Source organism: Vreelandella sedimenti (genome assembly GCF_013416325.1).
GTDB classification, from domain to species: domain Bacteria; phylum Pseudomonadota; class Gammaproteobacteria; order Pseudomonadales; family Halomonadaceae; genus Vreelandella; species Vreelandella sedimenti.
This window is the reverse complement of the sequence record NZ_JACCGK010000034.1, coordinates 1-20,722: the sequence shown is the minus strand read 5'-3', so window position 1 is coordinate 20,722 and position 20,722 is coordinate 1. Positions and strand designations below refer to the sequence as shown.

Below are 20,722 nucleotides of genomic sequence, written 5' to 3'. Positions count from 1 at the left end.
TATACACCATAACTTATGCGGATTCACTTAGTTTAAACTATTACATATCCATTAAAGCGAGAAAGGGGAAGACGTGTCGCAGTTAAAAGAAAATCAGATATTCATCCTTGCCGCCAACTCAGCCGCCATTAAAAGCGTACATGAGAACCACCTTGAATATTATGAAGACAGAATCAGCAACCCTGCGATAAACAAACTCGTCAGCTATGTCTCCTCAACCATTAACAATGAAATCGGCGCCACATACGGCGTCTCCATTCTTCATGACCATGTCATATTCGGAACAGACCACACCCCCAAAAACGCTGGCGTGGTCTTCTTTCTAGAGGCCTCACTGGATAAAAAAACGACATTAGAAATAATACAAAAATCTCGATCGTTAGCTATTCATATCGTTCAAAAAATGCTGCCAGACGGCGATCTATTTCAAGAACAGCAAGCTGTGCCTTGGCTAGATCCAGAAAAGGTGGAGGCTTTAGACGAGCGCCAAGAGCTATTTTTAACCAAATGGGGAAATACGAAAATCCCAGATGGATTTAGCCTAATCGACGCTCCAGAGAACACTCCTCTTCTATGCGTTGATAGCGAATTTATGACACCAGAAAAACGGACTACAACATCTAGCTCCATTGACGGGGCTGGATTAGCCGATGGCTATTCAAACAGTCGGAATGAAGCATATATTCTGACAATTCAGGAGAGCTTACAAAAAACTGGGGATGTCCGTAAATTCAAAGTGGCCCACCCGGACCTCCTTACAATCATCAGTGAGGCGGCTTTTAAAAATATGCCTGTTCGATTCACAGCAACGAAAACGACAGATAACACGAGTCAAAAATCGACATATACGCTTGATACGCTGATGATAGATGACAAGCTCTTAGACACGGAAGGTTTTGAGCTTACCTAATACCACAGCGATTGGGATATGCTAAGCTAGAATACTGCAGATCCGCTTTGAGAATGGATCGGCCAGTGGCAACTAGAAACTCACTGGACGAAATTGGTGTAGCTTGAATAGTAAACTAGGGCCAAAGCGCAAGCAGTCGATTTCGCTGAGAGCTGACCAACTGGGTTCTCAGGACACCTCTTGTAAATCGGCGGCGGAGCCAAGCGTCCGGGGTGCTACAACGAAGCGTACAGATCAACTTCGCCAAGCGGGCCATCCAAGCCGATACGGATAAGAAGCTATGGGATATGGCCCTCTTAATCAAGCCCTAATCATTTATACCGAGATCAATGCTGCCTGCACAGACCCGGCCAAATCCGATAAAAAAACAGTAGCGAAACACCTAGCTGCCTCGGAAACCGAGCCGACTTATCACTCAGCAGTATTACTTTGAAGGATACCTTTATGCAAAGCTAGGTAGGCCTCTAACTCCTTTCCTGACTCAATCCTAATCCAAACTTGGTGCTAAAAAGAGGCTGTCAATCTTCATTTTTTCGAGGGCTTCAGCATTTTTCAAGTGGAGAAAAACGTGACGACCTTTCAGCTCAGCACCAACAGTCGAATCAACATTCCAACTATTGAGAAGGTAGCCTGCTTGTGCTTTTCGCACCTTTTTTATGAGTAAGCCATCTTCCATTCCAAATTCTTTTTCTACTGCCCACTGGCTATTCTTTGGCAGGCGTGGGTGAGGCTGAATAACTAACTCAACTTCTTCAACCCAATCAATATCTTTATCCAACACCTCATTTTTCTTAAACACATCTTTATAAAGCAATTTAGTGGATACCACTCGATTCAGCACGAAATCCGAGAATTTTTCTCTTTTCCTGTCATAAGCACGGACATGCCATCTCAACCCATTATTCATTAACGAATGCGGACAGATTACGCGGGTTGAGAATCCACTCGATGTCGAAACATACTCGACTTCCACTGGCCTAGCCAACGAAATGGCCCGTGAGAACGTGGCTGTAATGTCTAGCTCAGGCTCTTCGAGGACGATGTGATAGGCGCAGCGAAAGTCTTCAAGACCATCCATAACGTCACCAAAACCGCTGGTAAGCGTGGATAGACACTTCTCCGCCGAGAGAGGCAGCAAGCACTGGAATTTGTTTGTTGCCACATAATGCTTCTGCCTTGGGTCATACACTATGTTATCTGGAGCGCTATCAATGTAGGTGCTCAAGTCGCGGGTGGCCGCCGCTGAACTCACACCAAATCGAGACATGATGTCTTTGCGAGTGACTTTCCCGGTGAAATAAACCAAAAACTCAATATGCGCTAACCTTTCCAGCTGTTGACCAGGGACGCCTTCAAATGGCGCTATGTTCATATCCCCTCTCCCTAATGTACTTAAAGCCAAGCGGGCTACCTTCACACCTAGCCCAATATAGGATGGGCACGCCCAAGGTGCAAACAATATTGACGCTAGCGATCATATTGACGACTCGCATCATTTTGATTACCATGGGCGATGTGCACTAAAAAACCCGAACAACATTGTGCTGATCGGGTTAATTAGCGCACCTGAACTGCCATTGGCAGTAGAGAGCAGCTCTGAACGGCGGGCATTCTACTGCTGTATGGCGAATATGTAAACGACTGATCTAAAGAGGTGGGCAGTCATGGCAGTCAATCGTCCATATGGCGACAACAAGCGAGTAGGCGCAGTACGCCAACGATCTCAAACTCAAATGAGCAACGGCACATGGGTGAAGCGCAGTACCGAAACCGGGCGTTTCATGGATGTGAAATCCGATAACCGTCCATTTAAAGGCGTTCGAAAGGAGACACGTTAATATGCCCGCTAAGTACGAAATTTTCCGTAGCACTCTTAACTCACAGTACTATTTTCGACTTAAAGCAGGAAATGGCGAGATCATTCTGCAAAGCGAGGGGTACCAAAACAAAGCTGGTGCCCAGAACGGCGTCGGCTCAGTTCGACAGCATAGTCCATTTGACCAGTATTACGAGCGGAAAACATCGACTAGCGGAAGCCCTTATTTTGTTCTCAAGGCTTCTAATGGCCAAATTATCGGGGCAAGTCAGATGTACTCCTCGACAAGCTCAAGGGATGCTGGAATCTTCTCTGTGAAAACGAACGGCCCTTCAGCACCGGTGTCGGATCTGACCTAGGCCGTCCCAACTGGTAACCAGTACTTGCTAATGCCGCCTTACTCTTAAGGCGGCATTTTTGTATGTGATCACAAGTCCCGTCTATGCAAGTTCGCTTCAGACGAGCGACCGCTAGCCTTGGCTGTTCCCATCAGGCTATAGATCGCTTATGGGGCATGGGCAACGCTGGGTGAAGTCGACTACACAGCCAGTTCTTCGGTTACAATAAGATCTGCATAACCGCAACTTAGCTTGGATAGCTGGGTTCATAGAGTGCTTACAACTATTTAACTAGTATTGGGGGATATTGCCCCGAAAAGGCCGCATGCCAAAACCGCAACGGCGAGCTCATGGCTATTGCGCACGATACCAACCGATAACCTGTTGAGGCGAAGGGCCGCGTATTGCTGACGACGATCCAATACGCCCGCTACCACAATGGGAAACGGATCGATCTGGAAGCCGCTTGCAGCTTCTTTTTTATACAACCCATTTTCTTTCAATGCATCACTGATAGCTTTTGGTATATTCCTAGAAGCGACTTGTATGTCCTCCCTAGGTACACCAAAAAGTAAAAACGCCTTCATAACTAGCCTCAGGTGCTGTTCGTGGCTGATTAACAGCTGGCGATTTTTGCTAATTAAAAAAGGTAATTCACTTAAGCTCACATAGTCGCCTTTATCAACTAAGTCCCTGTCCTTCACCTTTTCAATATGTTCAAAAAAACGGCGCCATGCTTTTTCGCCTAAGCTTCTTAAGAAAATATGGGGATGGCTTTCTCCATTAACCCAGCTATCACTATTATTTCTAAGCTTGAACCGCATATGTAATTCGGCTTGACGAACTACTTTTGCAATCACATCAACGTCTTCTGGTCTGATATTCACTTGTCGTCCTGCACGCTCATAGCTCATGCCCAGCCCTACAAACCGCAGCAGTTTCCAGAGAGTCATGAAGCTTAACGCTGCATACCGCACGGTAAAATCGACTTGATCAAGCTCCGGGGCTTTGAGGCGCAACAAGTCGTCAGTGTGTAGAACACCAGCAATTTTTCTGGCCCGCTGATGACGCACGGGCGTTAGCTGATCAGCCCAGTCAAACAAACAGTGGCTATAGTTCAACAAACCAATACGCGGGTGCTGGTGGCCCATCAACCTAGCCATTGCCATGCCGCTACGACGTGATACGGAGTGATTGGCGCCCAATACTTGTTGGCGTATTGCTCGCGCATCGACACCATCAGTGACCGACCGGGTTAGCGCTGTTTGCATACCGAATAAAGAAGGCGCAAGGGTATTATAAAAAGCATGCCGACAGTGGTGCAGCGTCAATCCGTCACTTGATGTCCCATGACGAAGCAACTGAATTAAAACCGGACTGACCTGCAGCGCCCAAGAGATCAACCGCGTCTGGCTTTCGTAAATCTCACACAAGATAGGTCGTTTTGTGTCATTACCTGCCAATAAGGTAAAACGGCTAAAAACATGCTGGAGGATGTTTTCCTCTGTTTCATCCAGTGCAAAAAGCAAAGGAACCGCGCGGCGGCTCGACAGACTTTTTAGTTTACGCTGGAGATTATCGCGTACCAGTACCCAACGTGTGCTTTGATACTCACACCAATCGTTACGCTGGAGTCCAATCGCCTCCTGTGCTCGTAAACCAAAGCGAAAAGTGAGTAATAACACGAAGCCTAGTAGCAAAAATTTTTCATCGCTATGGTGTTTCCATTTCGCGAGTAGCGCGGTCTGACACCCTAGGTACTCGTTTTGTACCAACATACCTGGACGCACGCTGCGCCGATCATCCTCTACTGATAGCTCTTGCCAGTCGGGGCTTGCCACTCCTAACGTTTCAGCCCAGGAATGAAAATCGCGTAACCGATGGCTAAAATATGTTGCATCTTGGGATGCCAGCTCCACAAATGTCAGCATTTTCGCATAAAGCGCCGTCACTTCCTCTTCATCGTGATCGACTAGATTTGTTTGGTAGCCAAACTCAGCGAATGCCGTCTTTAATGAAGAGAAATAGCGCGTTAATGAGCTTTGTGCATAGTAGTTTTGCTTTCCGACTTTGCCCCGCCGCATGAGGAAGCTTATCCAACGAACTAGCAGTATGACGCAAGCACTCACCTGCCTTTCGTATCCTTTAGATAACTTGTCAAGCTGTGACGCCGCCCGTCGCGATTGCCGTTTCGTGTACCCTTTTAAAACGTCTTGCACCTCAGCATAAAGCCGATTCGCATTTTCTTGCTGCTCGACGTTACTGATATTCCGCCAGCCAGGCGTCACATTAGTCGATAAATTCAGCTCTTCGCTGTCGAGCGCGTCATTGTTGGAAGGAAACGCTAACCTTACGCCATCTCGAATGCGCAATTCATCGACTAACGGTAGGCTTGTCGAGGGTATACGCCCTGCTAATGCCCCAGCAACCACGCCGGGTAGCGTCAGTAAATTGGCTTGGCTAATCAGCCCACTCAGCGTGGACAATACCGCTTGAACATTGGCCTCCGTTACATTCGGCAAGCCTGCTTTCAGTGGTTCTGGAGGAGGAAATAAATTGTCGGGGAACCTGACTTGGCTGAGATCGACCTCTTTTTGAATGCCTTGCCCGGCCGCCAACAAAGACGCCGTTTTATAGCTAATTCGGTGCCGCTGAACGGGGGCACGGTGGTTCGTCACGTCTAGGCTTTCACTATACTCCAGAAGATAATCTTGCCGATGCTGAATAAGTCGGTAGTTTCGCCCTCGTGCCACATCAAACAACATACGTTGATAGCTGATGCGCTTTTCCAAGCATAACAACAACGCGCCGACGCTCAGTGCACCGAGCTTGGAAAACTGCGCTTTCAGCCCCTTTTTACGAAGACTCTCTGCCCAAAGCTCAAGGCTCGGTAATAACGAAATGGCCTTAACAGCTTGTGCCGTTACGAGTGATTTCTCTGCTGAGGCTTCAGCGACGCGCTTGTTAATGACGTATTGATATCGACTACCTGCTTCTTCCAAGCGTCGCAGCAAAACCGAAAGGCGTAGTGACGCATAAGGATGTATGACTGAATTATTCCGGTGCAGCATGCGCTGAACCAACGTATCGACGTCTGCTTGTTGAATACCTGACAGTGTCCTATGCCCCAAATAAACGCCAATATCCGCATAAGCTCTTTCGTGTTCGCGTTTAATCGTGTGACGACGCTCTTTTTCTCGTAGGCGTTGCCCAAAAAGTCGCGTGGTTGATGCTTTTTGAATGTCACCAACACCATCGGGGGCTTTAAGAGGCGCCGAAGGTAGTGTCGAAGGCGCAGCCGGAAGCGAGAACCCCAGGTCATTGAACGCGGTCTCGACGGCACTAGCATAGGCGTCAGCATCGTCTCTCCAGCAACGCGGCGAGTAGTCCCCGTAGGTCGCCACACTCCGTTCCGCATGCCCCATCCAGCCGTCTACTATTTCTGCGGGTACGCCTAAATAGCGTAATTGTTGAGCATAGCGATGGCGGAACACATTGCTGGGCAAGGGCCATTGAAATAAGGGCACACTGGGTAAATCCATGGTCGACATGGAATTCCACACCAGGCTCTCATCTAGTAAGAAGAAAAACGGAAGGGCAGATGTGCCCTCACCTGCCAGTGCTTTGTGTATTTCATCAGCTAGCGCAGTGTTGACATCAACTAGCGCTGTAGCCAGTGACTGCAAATGGTTGATATAGCACTGCACAAGCTCGATGGCCCGAGTGGGCAGTGGCACCACTCGACTGCTTCGACGTCCCTGATCCATTTTATCGTTCAGATATAAGTAGCGTGCTGAGATATTAAAATGCTGCAGTGACTCAAATGGATCTCTGAGGAATCGGCCACCCGAAGCTGCATAGAGCCCCATCACACAGTATTGGGCCAGTGCATTATGGTAGTGAATGAACCCTGCTTCTGCGCTCACTTCGACGGTAGCTCGAGCCTTTACTATCTCTTGCCGCAATAAGGACGTTATCGGTGAAAGGCGGCTACCTATGAGATTGACGCTGGGCGGAAAAGGTCTAGAAGCGGTCAGAGGCAGAGCCAGCCCTGTTTCGATAGCGGTGATATCCCATGTTGCATAGCTGGATGCACCAGGCAGCCCCGCATTGGGGTGAGCGGTTAATAGTCGCGACAAATGCGGATCTTGAGCGTTATCAAACACAACCTGCCCCCAAACATGTGCCAGCTTAGCGCTCGTTACGCGGGGAAAATGTAATTGTGCCTGCTGATAAAACCAACGCTCCAGCGGGAGTGCGTCTTCCCATAGATCGCCTAGCATAGCCAGAGAGGTTTTTATCTGGCTGGCCCTCTGCTGAAGAACATTGGTTATTTGGGCAGGTAGCTCAATGGCAAGCGTCTCTTCTAACGGGCGGATATACTCAAATGCTTTGCCACTACCTTGCCAAGCATTCGCCCGCCGCGGAGATGTCCGCGCAATAGAGGAAAAATCTTGTGCCAACGTCCATTCATCTCCGTGGGCATCATCAATCCGAAATTGCACAGTAAAATGAAGGGAACGCGAAAATCGGACTGACAGCCAAACCATCACGGCACCGAGCTGATCGACTGGGTCAGAGGAGCAAAGCCCCTGGTCTATCCAGCCCAGCAAAATCTCTTTCTCTGGTGGTAAAAGCTTTTCCCAACTCCATGGCAAGAAATGCGACGCTTCCGCCGTTTGCACAAAATAGCTGCGGCTCGCCAATCGCTGCTCGGCGCTACTCTCTGAAGGATCAACTGTTGCAACATAAGTGCCTTCATCTTCTTCTGGATCTAGCTCCGATCCCGGCTCGGGCTGATAGGCATAAAACTGATATTCGGTGTCTTCGCCCTCTTCAACGTGTCGGACTACCGAGACAGCAGGCTTTACAAATCGATCAATACTTAATAGTGGTGCCGTGGCCTCATTATTGATGGGAGCCACTTCGTTGCGCGCAATACGGGTAATCGAATTAAAAAAACGATTAACCGCTCTGCTGTCTGAGTAATCTAGCCGTATTTCATTGACAGCAAAAATGAACGCGTCGTTAACACGCTCCAGCGCAGGTTCGTGATCACCAACAAAACTACGGCACCGCCGCAATAACGTGTCTATAATCCGCCACTTTTCATCGTAGGGACCGAGAGTCATAAATCTCGCCGCATCGCTAATATTACGATCCGCGATACATTTTTGATGGGCAATACGATGCGACGCATGTACGACCAGCCATAACCGCAATAGGCGGCGCCAAAACAAAAGCTGTTCGTTACTTGCCGGTGCCTGGGGATTGGTAATCAAAGTGATCAGGAAGGTTTTATTTGTGACTCCACCTTCCTGAAACTGACGCTTATTTTGCTCTACATCACCGACGTGGGCCGCGACAGGATATTCACGAGAAATGTGGTGAGAAGCATTAAATGTATCAACAAACCGCTTCAGCTCGTCGACGACTGGGTCACCCGCCCAAACAGACAGAGCCTCGACGGACTCAGGGTGTGAGAACTCCCGTACCAAATTTGCAATCGCATCATTGCGGGGGCTTAGCCCTAGGGCGTAATAAATAACCTGGAGCACATCCAGCAAGCCATTTTGATTCGCCCATGCTACTAGCTTGCGATACCGCTTCCCGAGACTGACGGTCACCGCTTCCAGCTGCTTGCTGTGACAATTTCCCACGACCTCTTGTGACATTAATGCACCTTACGTCCAGAAGCGGCATTTGCCGAAAACCGCTCTATCATAAGGTTTAAAGCAATTTTATGCTATTTAAGGACAAAATAACTGTCCCTATATCATCAGTCTCATAACCGTCATCGACGGCGAGGTTATCCATGTAAGTGCCAACAGTTTCGAGGATGAGGCGACCCGGGCCCGCTATTACAAGGTGCGCCTTCGCGTCACCACTGAAGGGCAAGAAAACATGACCGAAACAATGAAATTGCTCGCTGGTATGCCAGCTGAAGTGATGCTGCGTACAGGTGAAAGAAGTTTTTCAAGCTACTTGGCCAAACCCATCACCGACATGTTGGCCCGTGCCATGCGTGAAGATTGATGGTTTTTGCATGCGCAGTTGCGGGTTAAATGTACTCAGACATCTCATCCAGGGAAGGAACTGGTAATCAGTGATATCGTGTTGAAGGAAAGCGGCGATCAAATACTGGCAGACCTGTACCAGCTGGAGGCGCAGCATTTTCGCACTGAGGAAGCGTCACTAACTAGTAGAGCCCATTCCGATGGATAAAGCGACTGGGGCGGTAGCCGAAGATGTCGGCGGGTGCAAAGCCTTCGATCAACTGCTGTACGAACTCCGAATAACTGAACAACTCCTTATAGCCGGCATCATGATGTTTATGAGTAGTATCTACCATGCCCACTCCTCCTTTGCTTAACTAATTCTACCATAACCATTATCGGCTCTAATCCTGACGCCCACGCCAGCGATCCCAATCTGGTGTAGATCCAACCATCTCAAAAAGGTGATCCAGAAAAGCGCTTACCTTACGGGTGTGTAGCCGACGCTGGGCGTAAAGCACGTGGATATCGCGCCTGCCCGGCACGACTTCACATCGCCACGCTTCGAGCACGGGTAGCAATGTGCCCGAGGCCAGCTCGTCAGCGATCAACCAGGTGGGAAACATCACCAGCCCCTGCCCCATTAGCGCTGCTCGCACCAGGCTCTCCGCATCGTTGCTATACAGGCTACCGTCGACTTTGTAAGCGAAGGCTTGCGGCTGCTCGGCATGGTTGAAGTACCAGCGCTGACGCCCCATTTCGCCCTGGTAGAGCAAGCAGTCGTGGTGTTCAAGGTCATCTGGGGTGTTGGGCCTACCGCAACGCTGCAAATAGGCCGGGGCGGCAGCCACAACATAGTTCATTGACGCTAGTCGGCGCGCGACTAGCGTTGAATCGGCCAGCTCACCAACACGAAAGGTAATATCGATGCCCTCGCGCACAGGGTCGGTCAGTTGATCGGTCAGCATCAGTTCGGCTTTGATCGCCGGGTAGCGGCGCTGGAAGTGATGCAGTATCGGCACGATTTGGCGCTGGCCGAAAGCCACGGGAGCATTGAGGCGCAGTACGCCGCTAGGCACTGTATTAGGAGCAGTTAGCGCTTCCGTCGCCAGGTCGAGTCGTTCAAGTATCTCGCGAACTTCCTGATAGTAGCGCCACCCCGCTTCGGTCAGCGTCACGGCCCGTGTGTGGCGATAGAACAACTGCTGGCCCAGCGCCTCCTCTAAAGAGGCAATCTGACGCGAGACAGACGACACGGCGCGATGAAAGTGGCGTGCCGTGGCGGTAAAACTTCCTGTCGCGGCGACGCGCTCAAAGATGCGTAGCGCATTGAGATCCATAGAGTTGCTCCTGACGCAATAAAGATTTGCGATTTTTCCAATTGTAGCAATGATTATTGGCGACCAGACTGCTTTTCATCGGGCACAAAGAGCATTTTCTTGGCCCGTTTCGAAAATCTTGTCTGCAAAAGGAGTTAACCATGCGCAAAGGCACCGCATTGGTCGTCGGCGCTACCGGTATTACCGGCGGTAACCTAGCAAGCTACCTCACCGCTAGCGGGTGGAGTGTCTATGGATTATCTCGACGCCCCTCTGATCAAGCGGGGGTCATCCCTGTAGTTGCTGACCTGCTAGACCGTGCGGCCACGGCCGAAGCACTGACGGGGCTACCCATCACCCATGTTTTCTATTGCACCTGGGTGCGCCGTGACAATGAAAAGGCCAATGTCGAGGCCAACGGTACGATGATGCACAACCTGCTCGATGCTCTACAGGGCGCAAGCTTGGCGCATGTTTCATTGGTGACCGGCACCAAGCAATACCTGGGTGCTTTCGAGAACTACGGCAGCGGCAAGACCGAGACACCGTTTCGTGAATCGGCGCCCCGCGTACCCGGCGAGAACTTTTACTACACCCTCGAAGACATCATGTTCGCGGCGGCGGAGCGGGACGGCTTCAGTTGGAACGTGCACCGTCCGCACACGGTCATCGGCTATGCCCGCGGTAACGCCATGAACATGGGCGTGACGCTGGCGGTTTACGCCTCTATCTGCAAAGCAACGGGCAAGCCGTTCATCTTTCCTGGCTCGCAGATGCAGTGGAACGCGTTGACCGACCTAACCGATGCATTGGTACTGGCACGGCAGCTAGAGTGGGCAGCCACGACGCCCGGTGCTCATAATGAAGCCTTCAACACGGTCAATGGCGATGTTTTCCGCTGGCGTCGACTGTGGCGTGAAATCGGTGAGTTCTTTGAGCTTGAGGTACCAGACTGCCCAGAAACACCACAGCCGCTAGAGAAGCAAATGGCCGAAATTGCGCCTACCTGGGCTGAGATTGCCGAGCAAAACGAACTCGTTGAAACCGATGTCACCCAACTGGCTTCCTGGTGGCACACCGATGCCGACCTGGGGCGCGAGCTTGAGTGCGTCAACGACGTCACCAAGTCCCGTGACTTTGGCTTTGACCACTTCCGCGAAACACGCGCAGTGTTTTTCGATCTGTTCGCTCGCCTCCGCGCAGAGCGCATCATTCCTTAAGCAATTTCAGAAACAATGCCAAAAATAGTAGCTCCACCAGGGCGCCTAACCGCGCCCTGTTTCTGCTTTATCAGGTTCACGCAGCTTGAAACCCACTAGCAGTAAGTTTTATTTCCCTCCTTTTCCTTGAATCCGCCGAGACATGCCTGCATATCATGGGGAACTATTGTTCATTTTTTGATGCCGAGTCTACCCATGCAGATTATTGATCCCCGCTCAGGTAAACCGCTTACGGCGGATACCGGAAGTGCTGACGCTACCGCGCCTAACGCTGAACAGGCGGCGGTGCGCCCTGAAGATGTCATTATCGAGCTCAATGCTGGCAATATTCAACAGGTGCTTGAAGCGTCCATGCAGGTGCCGGTGCTATTGGGCTGCTACTCGCCGTCCAACGCAAACAGCAGCACTCTCCTCGCGGTGCTGGATAAGCTGGTGGTTGAGTACGCGGGCGCTTTCCTGCTCGGCAAGCTCGATATTGAAGCAAACCCCGAAATCGGCGGCCAACTGGGCGTGCGTTCAGTGCCCGATGTGAAGCTGATTAGCCAAGGCGGCTTGGTGGATGGATTCCAGGGTGCACTGCCGGAGAAAGAAGTGCGCGAGTGGCTCAACCGCTACTTCCCCGCCCCCGGCGAAGCGCCCCCCACCCCTGAAGAGCAGGCGGAAGAAGCGCTTAAAGCCGGTGACACCGCCGCTGCCCGTGAGATTTATCAAACCCTGATGGGACAATACCCCGAACACTACGCTTACCAGATAGCCTTCGCTCGGGTATTGGTGGCCGAAGGGCGTGGCAGCGAAGCCCGTGAAGTACTCGATAATCTGCCCCCGGAAGAGCGCGATGCGGCTCCCGCTCGTGGCGTACGCGCCAGCATCGAGTTTAGCGAGCAGGCACTCTCAGCCGAAGAGATTGCGGCCCTGGGCGATCGTACCGATAGCGAAGCGCAGTACCAGCGCGCCCTGCGCCAAGTGGCCGACGGTCATTATGATGAAGGGCTGGAGGCGCTGCTGGCGCTGATGAAACAGGATCGCGCCTATAACGATGACGCGGCGCGTAAAACGCTGCTGCAGGTATTCGACGCCCTGGGCGCCGACCACCCGCTGACCGTTGCTTACCGCCGCAAACTCTTTGCGATGCTGTACTAGGGTCTTCTGAAGGCTTTCAATCCCGCTTCAGCAGTGAATCCATACGAGACAGCGCCGCTTCCAGCTGGGAAGCGGTGGTACCAAAGTTAAGCCGCACAAAGCCGGGGCAGCCAAAGGCAGCCCCGTCCGAAAGCGCTACCCCCACCTCTTTCAGCAGCGTCTTGTAGGGCGCATCACCTAACCCTGCCTCGCGCATATCCAGCCAGGCTAGATAGGTGGACTCCGGCGCACTCCAGCGCACGCCCGGCCAAGCCGCTACGCGCGCCTGCAGCGTCCCACTATGCTCACGCAACACGCTTAACAGCTCCTGGCGCCACGGCTCGCCATGTCGATACGCTGCTTCCGACGCGACCATGCCGAGCACGTTGCCATCGGGGAATAGCCCTTTGGTAGCCGCCGCAAAGCGCTCGCGTAGTGCGGGGTCGGGAATCACCGCGCAGGCGCTGGTTAAGCCCGCCAGGTTAAAGGTTTTCGAAGGTGCCCATAGCGTAATGGTGCGCTTCGCTAATTCAGGAAATGACGCGACTAACGGGCGGTGCTGGGCGCCTTCGTCTAATAACAGGTCGCAGTGCAGCTCATCGGAGACCACCCAGAGATCGTGACGCTCCACTAGCTCAGCCAGCGCTGCAAGCTCCTCATGGCGCCACACACGCCCCGTAGGGTTGTGGGGCTGGCACCATAGCAGCAAGCGCGTACGAGGCGTAATAGCGGCCTCCAAGGCGGCAATATCGAGCTGCCAAGGCTCATTTGGGGTTGAAGGCGCTGCCAGCATCGCCTGCTGGGGCAATCGGCCTGTGCGCTTCGCAACCTCTAAAAATGGTGGGTAGATCGGCGCCACCGTAAAGACACCGTCGCCTGGCTCGGTCAGCGCTAACGCGGCCAGGTGCAAAGCTGGCACTACGCCCGGCAGCCACTGCTGCCACTCCGGCTGAATGGGCCAGTCATAGTGGTGGGCGCTCCACTGGCACAGGGTTTCTGTTAACGTAGCGGGCACTTCGCCATAGCCATATACACCGTGGGCCACGCGCGCCTGCAGTGCATCAATCACCGCAGGTGGGGAGCGAAAATCCATATCGGCGACCCAAAGAGGTAATACGTCGTCGCCGTAGCGGTGCCATTTTTGCGAAGCCCAGCCACCTTCTGGGTGGCGTCGCTCCACAGGCGTGGCAAAATCGTAGGCCATGAAAAATCTCACTCATTCAATAGGGGTTATGCCAAGCATGCCGCAAGATGACTTTTATACCAAGATGCGGGCGGGGCTATCGGCGCTGTTGCGGCAATGGCGCTCGCTTGGGCAAGCGAATACGGATCAGCTAGCGCTCATTTTGGCCGAAACAGCACGGGTAGCTAAATTAGGCACACCCGACGCTACGCCCAGCGGCGCTACCCTGGAGCAGTGGAGCCAAGATGAGCTCGGTGAAATGCCGCTATGGGCGCCGCGCACTGCGGTCTTTCTGCTCAATCAAATGCCCGCTCGCCCGACCCCCGATAGCGACGCCGAAGCCTGCGCCTGGGCGTACTGCTGGCTACGCAACCGCTCGTTTGATTCACTGCAAGCGGCGCATGAGGCGCTTCCCGCGCACTTGAAAGCGCCCCTGCAAGATGCCCTTGAAGCCGCCTGGCGTGACCAACAAGGCCTGCGTTTAGTGTAACAGGCGCTTGACCAAGCGCTTGCTTGGGTTAATCCTGAACGTTGCCGTTGCTACTTCCCGTTTCTAACATGCATCTCTAATAACATTTCCAAAAAAGGACAAGCCATGTTTACCCGTACCATTGAGCCCGCCTTTTACGATACCGACGCCTTAGGGCACATTAACAACACTCGTCTGCCGGCGTGGTTTGAGCTTGCCCGTAATGACTTGTTCAAACTCTTTACCCCTGATTTAAACCCCAAGCAGTGGCGCTTGATTATGGCGCGCATGGAAGTCGACTACCGGGCTGAACTGTTTTACGGTCACGATATCGAAATACGTACTTACTTAACGCGGTTAGGCAATAGCTCGTTTACAGTGACCCAAGAGGCGCGGCAGCACGGCAAGCTCACTAACCTGGGGCATACCGTCATGGTGCAGTATGACCACCAGGCCAAGTGCGCCATGCCCATTGAAGGTGACCTGCGCGAGGCACTAACGTCACACCTTCAAGACGCGCCTGAGCCCGTCTGATAGACGCTGCCCCGCGCTGCCGGGGCAACAGGAGCCTTATAATGGCAATCCGCTACAACCTCTGGATAGACCCTGACAACGTCGCCCAGCATCGCGCCGTGGAGGCTGACCTTGAGCGCTATTTCATTGAGCGCTTTGCAGACTATCCGCATATCCGCTTGTTTGGTGCCGACCCCTACGATTATGATGCCCCCTTCAATCGCCTTTACGACGTTCTAATGGCACGCGCCGCTGAATACTGTGAGCGGACGTGGTGCTATGTTGCGTCGCCTGAACAGCTCAATCGCTGCTTTTTCCGTGCCGTTGGCCGCTCGACTAAATTTGTTCAAGACGACCGTTCGTGAGAGACCAACCCAATGGTGATACGCACCAACCAAGCGCCTGACGAACGTCAGCTCGCCATTATTGCCCAGCAGCTTGGCCGCGCACCGCGTGGTATCGAAGCGGTAGCCGCCACCGACGGTGAAGGCACACCGCTAGTACTGCGTATGGCGCCGATTGTCGATGGTAAACCCTTCCCCACCCTGTATTGGCTCTGTTCCGATGTGCTGAAAGTTGAGATTTCCCGCATCGAAGCCGTTGGGGTTATCAAAGCACTCGAACAACGCCTACAGGAAGAGCCAGAATTTCTTGAGGCTTACCAACAGAGCCATCGCGACTATGTGACAGCCCGCTGGCACTACATGAGCGATACTCAGCGTGAAGAAGTCGCTAAATTGGGTTATACCGACGTGATGACCAAACGCGGGATTGGCGGCATTAGCAACTGGCACCAGATACGCTGCCTGCATACCCAGTACGCCCACCACCTTTGCGGTGACAATGTGATTGGGCAGTGGATGGATGAGCACTATCAGGTAGACCGCTGTTTACCCTAAGCCCCTGGGTAATCTCGTGTTCTTTTTAGCTACGTTCATTTTTTAACGACAGGAAATAAACGAATGGCTCGAATTTGCGTTTATCTTGGCTCCCGTGAAGGTAACAGTCCTGCCTTCCGCCAGGCGACCAATCAACTGGGGCGCACGCTCGCTGAACGCGGCCACACGCTGGTGTATGGCGGGGCACGCGTTGGCCTGATGGGCGAGCTGGCTAACGCAGCACTTGAGGCCGGTGGTGAAGTCATTGGTGTCATGCCCGACCACTTGGTGGAGCGCGAACAGGCCCACTTTGGCTTAAGTGAGCTGATTCGGGTGCGTAATATGCACGAACGCAAAGCCACTATGGCGGCCAACGCCGACGCTTTTATTGCCTTACCCGGCGGGATTGGCACCTTGGAAGAGCTGTTTGAAATATGGACGTGGGGCTATCTAGGCCTGCATGAAAAACCGATGGGGTTGCTGAACATCGACGAGTTCTATTCGCCGCTGCTGACCTTTTTAGACAGCACGGTTAGTCATGGCTTTTTGGCGTCTCCCACCCGCGAAATGCTGCTCGATGCACCGTCCCCCAATGAGTTGCTCGAGGCGCTGGAAGCCCAGCTATAAAACTGGAGAGGGGGGAAGAGTTACTAACGTCCCGGGTGCTCGGTGAGCTTGCGGGTATGCTGATAGGTAAGCTGCAGTAAACGGGCATCTTCACCTGCCCGGTGGCGGTGAATACCCTGTTCGGCGATCAGCGCTTCTTTGGTGTCGCTCCACACTGCCTGCTGCTCTTCGCTAAGCAGAATTCTTAGCGCCTCAAGGCGAAAACGCGGCAGCATACCCGCATGATGGAAGAGCAGCGACAGCCAAGTATTGTCGTACCCCCAGCTGTCACTGTACGCCTTACCCAGCTCGCGCAGTTCATCATTCAGCCAGTGGGCGACCTGGCGTACCGGGTAGCCCTCCTGAATGAGCCGGTCACGGGAGATACCATGCAGCAGTTCGGCCTTGGGATCCCAGTGCGTCCACTCTTCCAGCGGTTGAATGAGAAAAGCACAGCAGCTTCCATCAGCACGGGCGATGCCTACTTCAATAGGGTAGCTGCCACGCCCAAATCCGGACGCTTCAATATCTAGCACTGTGGGTAGCGTCTCGGACACAACCTTCCTCACTCAATCAAAACGCGGTAACGCTTCATGCGGCGGCCACGCTATTCAGTGTCGGCTGATCCGCCTGTCGCTGCCAGTAAGCCGCACGCTCGCCATCTACCGCCAAGCCTAATTCACCCAGGCGATAAGCGCGAGCAAGCCGCTCCGCAGCTAGATAGTGCCCAGACTGGGCGGCGCGTGCGTACCAAGTCACCGCGTAATCTTCACGGCGCGGGTACTGGGCACAGCCATGTTCGTGGATTTGTGCCACCTGGTACTGTGACTTTACATCCCCGGCATGGGCAGCTTCCAGAACGTACCGCGCTCCGCGCGCTTTGTCCTGGGGCGTCTGACTGCGATGAAACAGCATGTGGCCGTAAACGGAGAGCGCGTCTGGGTGACCCGCTTCCGCACAGCGCTTAAACAAGCGCATCGTTAAACGCTGGGTGCGCGGTGAACGCGGCAACAGCCAGTGATTATGAAACAGCCGTTCAGCTAGGCGAAATTCTAGCCGAGTAAACAACGTTGATGCCTGCAGCATGGCAAACCACCCTGCCTGTCTGTTAGAACCTTGGGCTAGCAGTCACAAAAATAGCTGCCAACCACACGAGAAACCGGCCTTTAGCCGGTCGATGGGCTGGCAAGCATACGCCTGCCTTTGCGACGACTCAACCCCATTAATTTGCTGCTTGCAATGAGCCTCGCTAACATGCCACTCATACGCCATTTACCAGCCTGGTAATGGTGGCTTATCTTGTGGCAATTCCGCCTTAGTAAGGAGATAAAAATGCAAACGCGCCCACTTGGCAGAACCGGCATGGAGGTAAGTCGACTCTGTTTAGGCACGATGACGTTTGGCGAGCAAAACAGCGAAGCTGAAGCCCACGAACAGCTTGATAGAGCCGTGGCGTTTGGCATCAATTTTATTGATACCGCAGAAATGTACCCCGTTCCGCCCATGGCCCAGACCCAGGGCTTAACTGAGCGCTATATCGGCAGTTGGCTTAAGCAGCGTGGCGCCAGGGACGATCTGATCATAGCCACCAAGGCCGCAGGTCCAGGGCTTGACCATATACGGGGTGGCCCGCGTTTAACCCGTGAACATATTCATCAGGCCATCGATACAAGCCTGGAGCGCTTGAACACCGATTACGTTGACCTTTACCAACTGCACTGGCCCGACCGTCAAACCAATTTCTTTGGCAAGCTAGGCTACGTTCATAGCGAAGTCGAAGATGCGACGCCGCTGGAAGAGACGCTTGATGCGCTGAAAGAGCTGGTTGATGCAGGCAAAGTACGGGCTATTGGGCTCTCTAATGACACGCCCTGGGGCGTGATGCGCTCACTGCAGCTTGCCGATAAGCTGGATTTACCGCGCGTGGCGTCTATTCAAAACCCCTACAATCTTCTAAATCGCTCTTTTGAAGTTGGTTTGGCGGAAATTGCCCACCGTGAAGATGTCGGCCTACTTGCCTATTCACCGCTAGGGTTTGGGGTACTCTCAGGTAAATACCTGAATGGCGCGCAGCCACCCAAGGGTCGCTTGACGCTGTATGAGCGCTTCAAGCGTTACACCTCGCCCGAAGCCGAAGCGGCCACCCAGGCTTACGTTGAGCTTGCTGAAAAGTACGAGCTAGACCCTGCGCAGATGGCGCTGGCGTTTGTTAACTCTCGCAGCTTCTTGACCAGCAATATCATTGGTGCGACCACCATGGAGCAGTTGGAAAGCAATCTTGCCAGCGAGAGCCTCAAGCTTGACAACGAAGTGCTAGAGGCAATCGAAGATATTCACCGCCGTATGCCGAATCCCTGCCCTTAACAACAGCCCTTAAAAAAACAGCCGACTCTCACAAGACTATCACCGCTATAGCCTCGGCCTTTGCCGAGGCTTGGTATACTGAGCCCACTTATATCAGGCTTTTATTTATCAGGGCACGACCAGGAGCATGCGATGCTGAGCGTTATCTCTCCCGCCAAAACGCTGGATTTTGAAACCCCACCGACTACAGAGCAAGTGACACAGCCCGATTTTCTGAAACACAGCCAAGCGCTTATCACTATTTTGCGCGACTACTCGCCGCAGCAAATCAGCGAACTCATGGGTATCAGCGATAAATTGGCGGGCCTGAATGCGGCGCGTTTTGAGGAGTGGCGCCCTCCTTTCACTCTGAGCAATGCCAAACCCGCTGCACAGGCTTTTCAGGGTGACGTTTATACCGGCCTGCAAGCAGAAAACTTCAGCGAAGCGGAGAACCGATACGCTCAGTCGCATTTGCGCATACTTTCTGGTCTATACGGCTTGCTACGACCGCTGGATTTGATTCAGGCCTACCGTCTGGAAATGGGCACCAAGCTGCCTAACAGTGCCGGTAAGGATCTGTATGCCTATTGGAAGCCCACCCTGGCACCTGCACTCAATGAAGCCATTGCTGAAAGCGGCTCCAACGTGTTGGTTAATCTCGCCTCTAATGAGTACTTCAAAGCGGTAGATACCAAGCAGCTTAATGCCCGGATCATTACGCCGGTGTTTAAAGATGAGAAAAACGGCACCTTTAAAATCATCAGCTTCTACGCCAAAAAAGCGCGTGGGCTGATGAGCGCTTGGCTTATCCAGGAACAGGTGAACGATCCAGATGAACTCAAGGCGTTCGATGTGGCAGGCTATCGTTTCGATGCATCGGCATCCCAGGGTGATACCTTCGTTTTCACTCGTAAAGAAGCCGATCGTTAAAGCGAATGGCCTAGGGTTTGTACGAATAGTCGGCGAGCGCAGACAGTTTGCGTATAAAGCCTAGAAAAAACGTACGGGGCGTGACGCGCGCGGCTTTAAAAAGCGCTGGTGCGCCTCTTTAAACAGCGCTGTATCGCAGCGGTAAAGCCACTCATAAGCCACCATATCTGCCGTCACCGCCACAGCACCGCTCGCGCAGGCGCGCTCACGGGCAAACGCAGCCTCTTGCGGGCGGCGACTGGCCGAGGCATCACTTAGCCAATACAGCTCGTAGCCTGCCTCTAATAGCCCTAAACCCGTTTGCAGCACGCAGATGTGCGCTTCTGTTCCACACAGTACAATCTGTGTTTTACCCGTTGCGTTTAGTGCTTCACGAAATTCAGTTTCCGCCATGGCCCCAAAATGCTGTTTCTGCCAGAGCCGATAGTCATTTAGGCAGTCAAGCAGTGATGCCGAGGATCCTCCCAGTTTTTCTGGCGACTGTTCGGTTAACCATACCGGCACCTCAAGCATGCACGCCATTTCACCTAGCCAAACCGCTTCATTAACGGCTTCTTGACCACCATCAATCACTGGAAGCAGACCTGCCTGGAAATCGACCATTAACAGCAAACTTTTATCGCATTGTAGTAGCACGTTGCCACCTCATTTTTATCGTTATTTAGGCTAACCATAATAGGCGCGATACAAACAATAAAGCAGCCGCTTTACAGCGACTGCTTAGGCTAACTCAATAAACAAATGCTCAGCCTAGTTCTCGGCCGCCTCTTCCATATCTTCGCCGAGCTCTTCCATGCTCTCTCCGGCTTCTTCTGCACTTTCATCAATGCTTTCACCCGCTTCTTCAGCAGGTCCTTGATCATCACAAGCGATCAGTCCGCCTGCCATTAAAGCCATAAAAAGGGCGATGGCTAGCTTCTTAGCTAATTGCGTCGTCATACTGTTTCTCCTCCTGAGATTTTACTGCTGGGTACATGCAACATAATACTAGATGCTGCGTGGCAACAATACCATGTTAAATGCACAAGCTATTGTTATATATGGCATAAAAACGCCGGAAAACCGCACGTTATGGTGAG

General features: G+C 52.6%; 21 protein-coding genes. 12 read left to right on the top strand and 9 right to left on the bottom strand.

Going from position 1 to position 20,722, the window contains the following annotated elements:
- The first annotated feature begins 73 nt into the window (after positions 1-73).
- Complete coding sequence (locus tag HZU72_RS23000) at positions 74-910, top strand: hypothetical protein (RefSeq protein WP_180096271.1); 837 nt, start codon at positions 74-76, stop codon at positions 908-910.
- 487 nt (positions 911-1,397) lie between these two features.
- Here the strand turns inward: HZU72_RS23000 and HZU72_RS22995 are convergent, their stop codons facing one another.
- Entirely contained in the window at positions 1,398-2,282 is an 885-nt protein-coding gene (locus HZU72_RS22995; RefSeq protein WP_180096269.1) for a helix-turn-helix transcriptional regulator, read from the bottom strand.
- Between the two features lie 467 nt (positions 2,283-2,749).
- Between HZU72_RS22995 and HZU72_RS22990 the strand changes: the two genes are divergently transcribed.
- Entirely contained in the window at positions 2,750-3,085 is a 336-nt protein-coding gene (locus tag HZU72_RS22990; protein ID WP_180096267.1) for a YegP family protein, read from the top strand.
- A 266-nt stretch (positions 3,086-3,351) separates the two neighbouring features.
- Here HZU72_RS22990 and HZU72_RS22985 read toward each other — a convergent pair whose 3' ends face one another.
- The gene (locus HZU72_RS22985; RefSeq protein ID WP_180096265.1) at positions 3,352-8,739 is read right to left on the bottom strand and encodes an arginase family protein; all 5,388 of its coding nucleotides are present in this window, start codon (positions 8,737-8,739) and stop codon (positions 3,352-3,354) included.
- Positions 8,740-8,839: 100 nt separating this feature from the next.
- Here HZU72_RS22985 and HZU72_RS24340 point away from each other — a divergent pair, with 100 nt between their 5' ends.
- On the top strand, positions 8,840-9,100 hold the full coding sequence (locus tag HZU72_RS24340) for a beta-barrel domain-containing protein (RefSeq protein WP_503660742.1): 261 nt from the start codon (positions 8,840-8,842) through the stop codon (positions 9,098-9,100).
- Between the two features lie 163 nt (positions 9,101-9,263).
- Here the strand turns inward: HZU72_RS24340 and HZU72_RS22975 are convergent, their stop codons facing one another.
- Both HZU72_RS22975 and HZU72_RS22970 read right to left on the bottom strand, forming a co-directional pair.
- Entirely contained in the window at positions 9,264-9,416 is a 153-nt protein-coding gene (locus HZU72_RS22975; RefSeq protein ID WP_180096241.1) for a hypothetical protein, read from the bottom strand.
- Positions 9,417-9,464: 48 nt separating this feature from the next.
- Complete coding sequence (locus HZU72_RS22970) at positions 9,465-10,400, bottom strand: LysR family transcriptional regulator (RefSeq protein ID WP_180096263.1); 936 nt, start codon at positions 10,398-10,400, stop codon at positions 9,465-9,467.
- Between the two features lie 140 nt (positions 10,401-10,540).
- Here HZU72_RS22970 and HZU72_RS22965 point away from each other — a divergent pair, with 140 nt between their 5' ends.
- Together HZU72_RS22965 and HZU72_RS22960 are read left to right on the top strand one after the other, a co-directional pair.
- Positions 10,541-11,599 carry an SDR family oxidoreductase gene (locus HZU72_RS22965; RefSeq protein ID WP_180096261.1) on the top strand — a complete coding sequence of 353 codons (1,059 nt, stop codon included), beginning with the start codon at positions 10,541-10,543 and terminating at the stop codon, positions 11,597-11,599.
- A gap of 195 nt (positions 11,600-11,794) precedes the next feature.
- A complete protein-coding gene (locus HZU72_RS22960; RefSeq protein ID WP_180096259.1) occupies positions 11,795-12,739 on the top strand; it encodes a co-chaperone YbbN in 945 nt (314 codons plus the stop codon).
- 16 nt (positions 12,740-12,755) lie between these two features.
- Here the strand turns inward: HZU72_RS22960 and HZU72_RS22955 are convergent, their stop codons facing one another.
- On the bottom strand, positions 12,756-13,922 hold the full coding sequence (locus HZU72_RS22955; protein WP_180096258.1) for a MalY/PatB family protein: 1,167 nt from the start codon (positions 13,920-13,922) through the stop codon (positions 12,756-12,758).
- A gap of 37 nt (positions 13,923-13,959) precedes the next feature.
- Between HZU72_RS22955 and HZU72_RS22950 the strand changes: the two genes are divergently transcribed.
- The 5 genes from HZU72_RS22950 (at position 13,960) to HZU72_RS22930 (ending at position 16,388) form a co-directional block, all read left to right on the top strand.
- Entirely contained in the window at positions 13,960-14,391 is a 432-nt protein-coding gene (locus HZU72_RS22950) for a hypothetical protein (RefSeq protein WP_133731079.1), read from the top strand.
- A 105-nt stretch (positions 14,392-14,496) separates the two neighbouring features.
- A complete protein-coding gene (locus HZU72_RS22945; RefSeq protein ID WP_180096255.1) occupies positions 14,497-14,904 on the top strand; it encodes an acyl-CoA thioesterase in 408 nt (135 codons plus the stop codon).
- Positions 14,905-14,945: 41 nt separating this feature from the next.
- The gene (locus HZU72_RS22940) at positions 14,946-15,248 is read left to right on the top strand and encodes a hypothetical protein (protein WP_007111787.1); all 303 of its coding nucleotides are present in this window, start codon (positions 14,946-14,948) and stop codon (positions 15,246-15,248) included.
- A 12-nt stretch (positions 15,249-15,260) separates the two neighbouring features.
- A complete protein-coding gene (locus tag HZU72_RS22935; RefSeq protein ID WP_180096253.1) occupies positions 15,261-15,782 on the top strand; it encodes a DUF501 domain-containing protein in 522 nt (173 codons plus the stop codon).
- Positions 15,783-15,845: 63 nt separating this feature from the next.
- Complete coding sequence (locus HZU72_RS22930) at positions 15,846-16,388, top strand: LOG family protein (protein ID WP_009288546.1); 543 nt, start codon at positions 15,846-15,848, stop codon at positions 16,386-16,388.
- A 23-nt stretch (positions 16,389-16,411) separates the two neighbouring features.
- On the opposite strand, the gene HZU72_RS22925 is transcribed toward HZU72_RS22930, so the two are convergent.
- Positions 16,412-16,924 carry a hypothetical protein gene (locus tag HZU72_RS22925; RefSeq protein ID WP_027957659.1) on the bottom strand — a complete coding sequence of 171 codons (513 nt, stop codon included), beginning with the start codon at positions 16,922-16,924 and terminating at the stop codon, positions 16,412-16,414.
- Positions 16,925-16,958: 34 nt separating this feature from the next.
- Positions 16,959-17,453 (bottom strand): tetratricopeptide repeat protein, encoded by a 495-nt coding sequence (locus tag HZU72_RS22920; protein WP_180096251.1) that lies wholly within the window; start codon positions 17,451-17,453, stop codon positions 16,959-16,961.
- A 246-nt stretch (positions 17,454-17,699) separates the two neighbouring features.
- On the opposite strand from HZU72_RS22920, the gene HZU72_RS22915 reads away from it, so the two are divergent.
- Both HZU72_RS22915 and yaaA read left to right on the top strand, forming a co-directional pair.
- Positions 17,700-18,731 (top strand): NADP(H)-dependent aldo-keto reductase, encoded by a 1,032-nt coding sequence (locus tag HZU72_RS22915; RefSeq protein WP_180096249.1) that lies wholly within the window; start codon positions 17,700-17,702, stop codon positions 18,729-18,731.
- A gap of 132 nt (positions 18,732-18,863) precedes the next feature.
- Positions 18,864-19,643: a peroxide stress protein YaaA gene (gene yaaA, locus HZU72_RS22910; protein WP_180096247.1), complete on the top strand. Its 780-nt coding sequence runs from the start codon at positions 18,864-18,866 to the stop codon at positions 19,641-19,643.
- Positions 19,644-19,703: 60 nt separating this feature from the next.
- Here the strand turns inward: yaaA and HZU72_RS22905 are convergent, their stop codons facing one another.
- Positions 19,704-20,279, bottom strand: a complete 576-nt coding sequence (locus tag HZU72_RS22905) for an isochorismatase family protein (RefSeq protein ID WP_180096245.1) — start codon at positions 20,277-20,279, stop codon at positions 19,704-19,706.
- Positions 20,280-20,393: 114 nt separating this feature from the next.
- Positions 20,394-20,582 (bottom strand): hypothetical protein, encoded by a 189-nt coding sequence (locus HZU72_RS22900; protein WP_180096243.1) that lies wholly within the window; start codon positions 20,580-20,582, stop codon positions 20,394-20,396.
- Between the last annotated feature and the right edge of the window lie 140 nt (positions 20,583-20,722).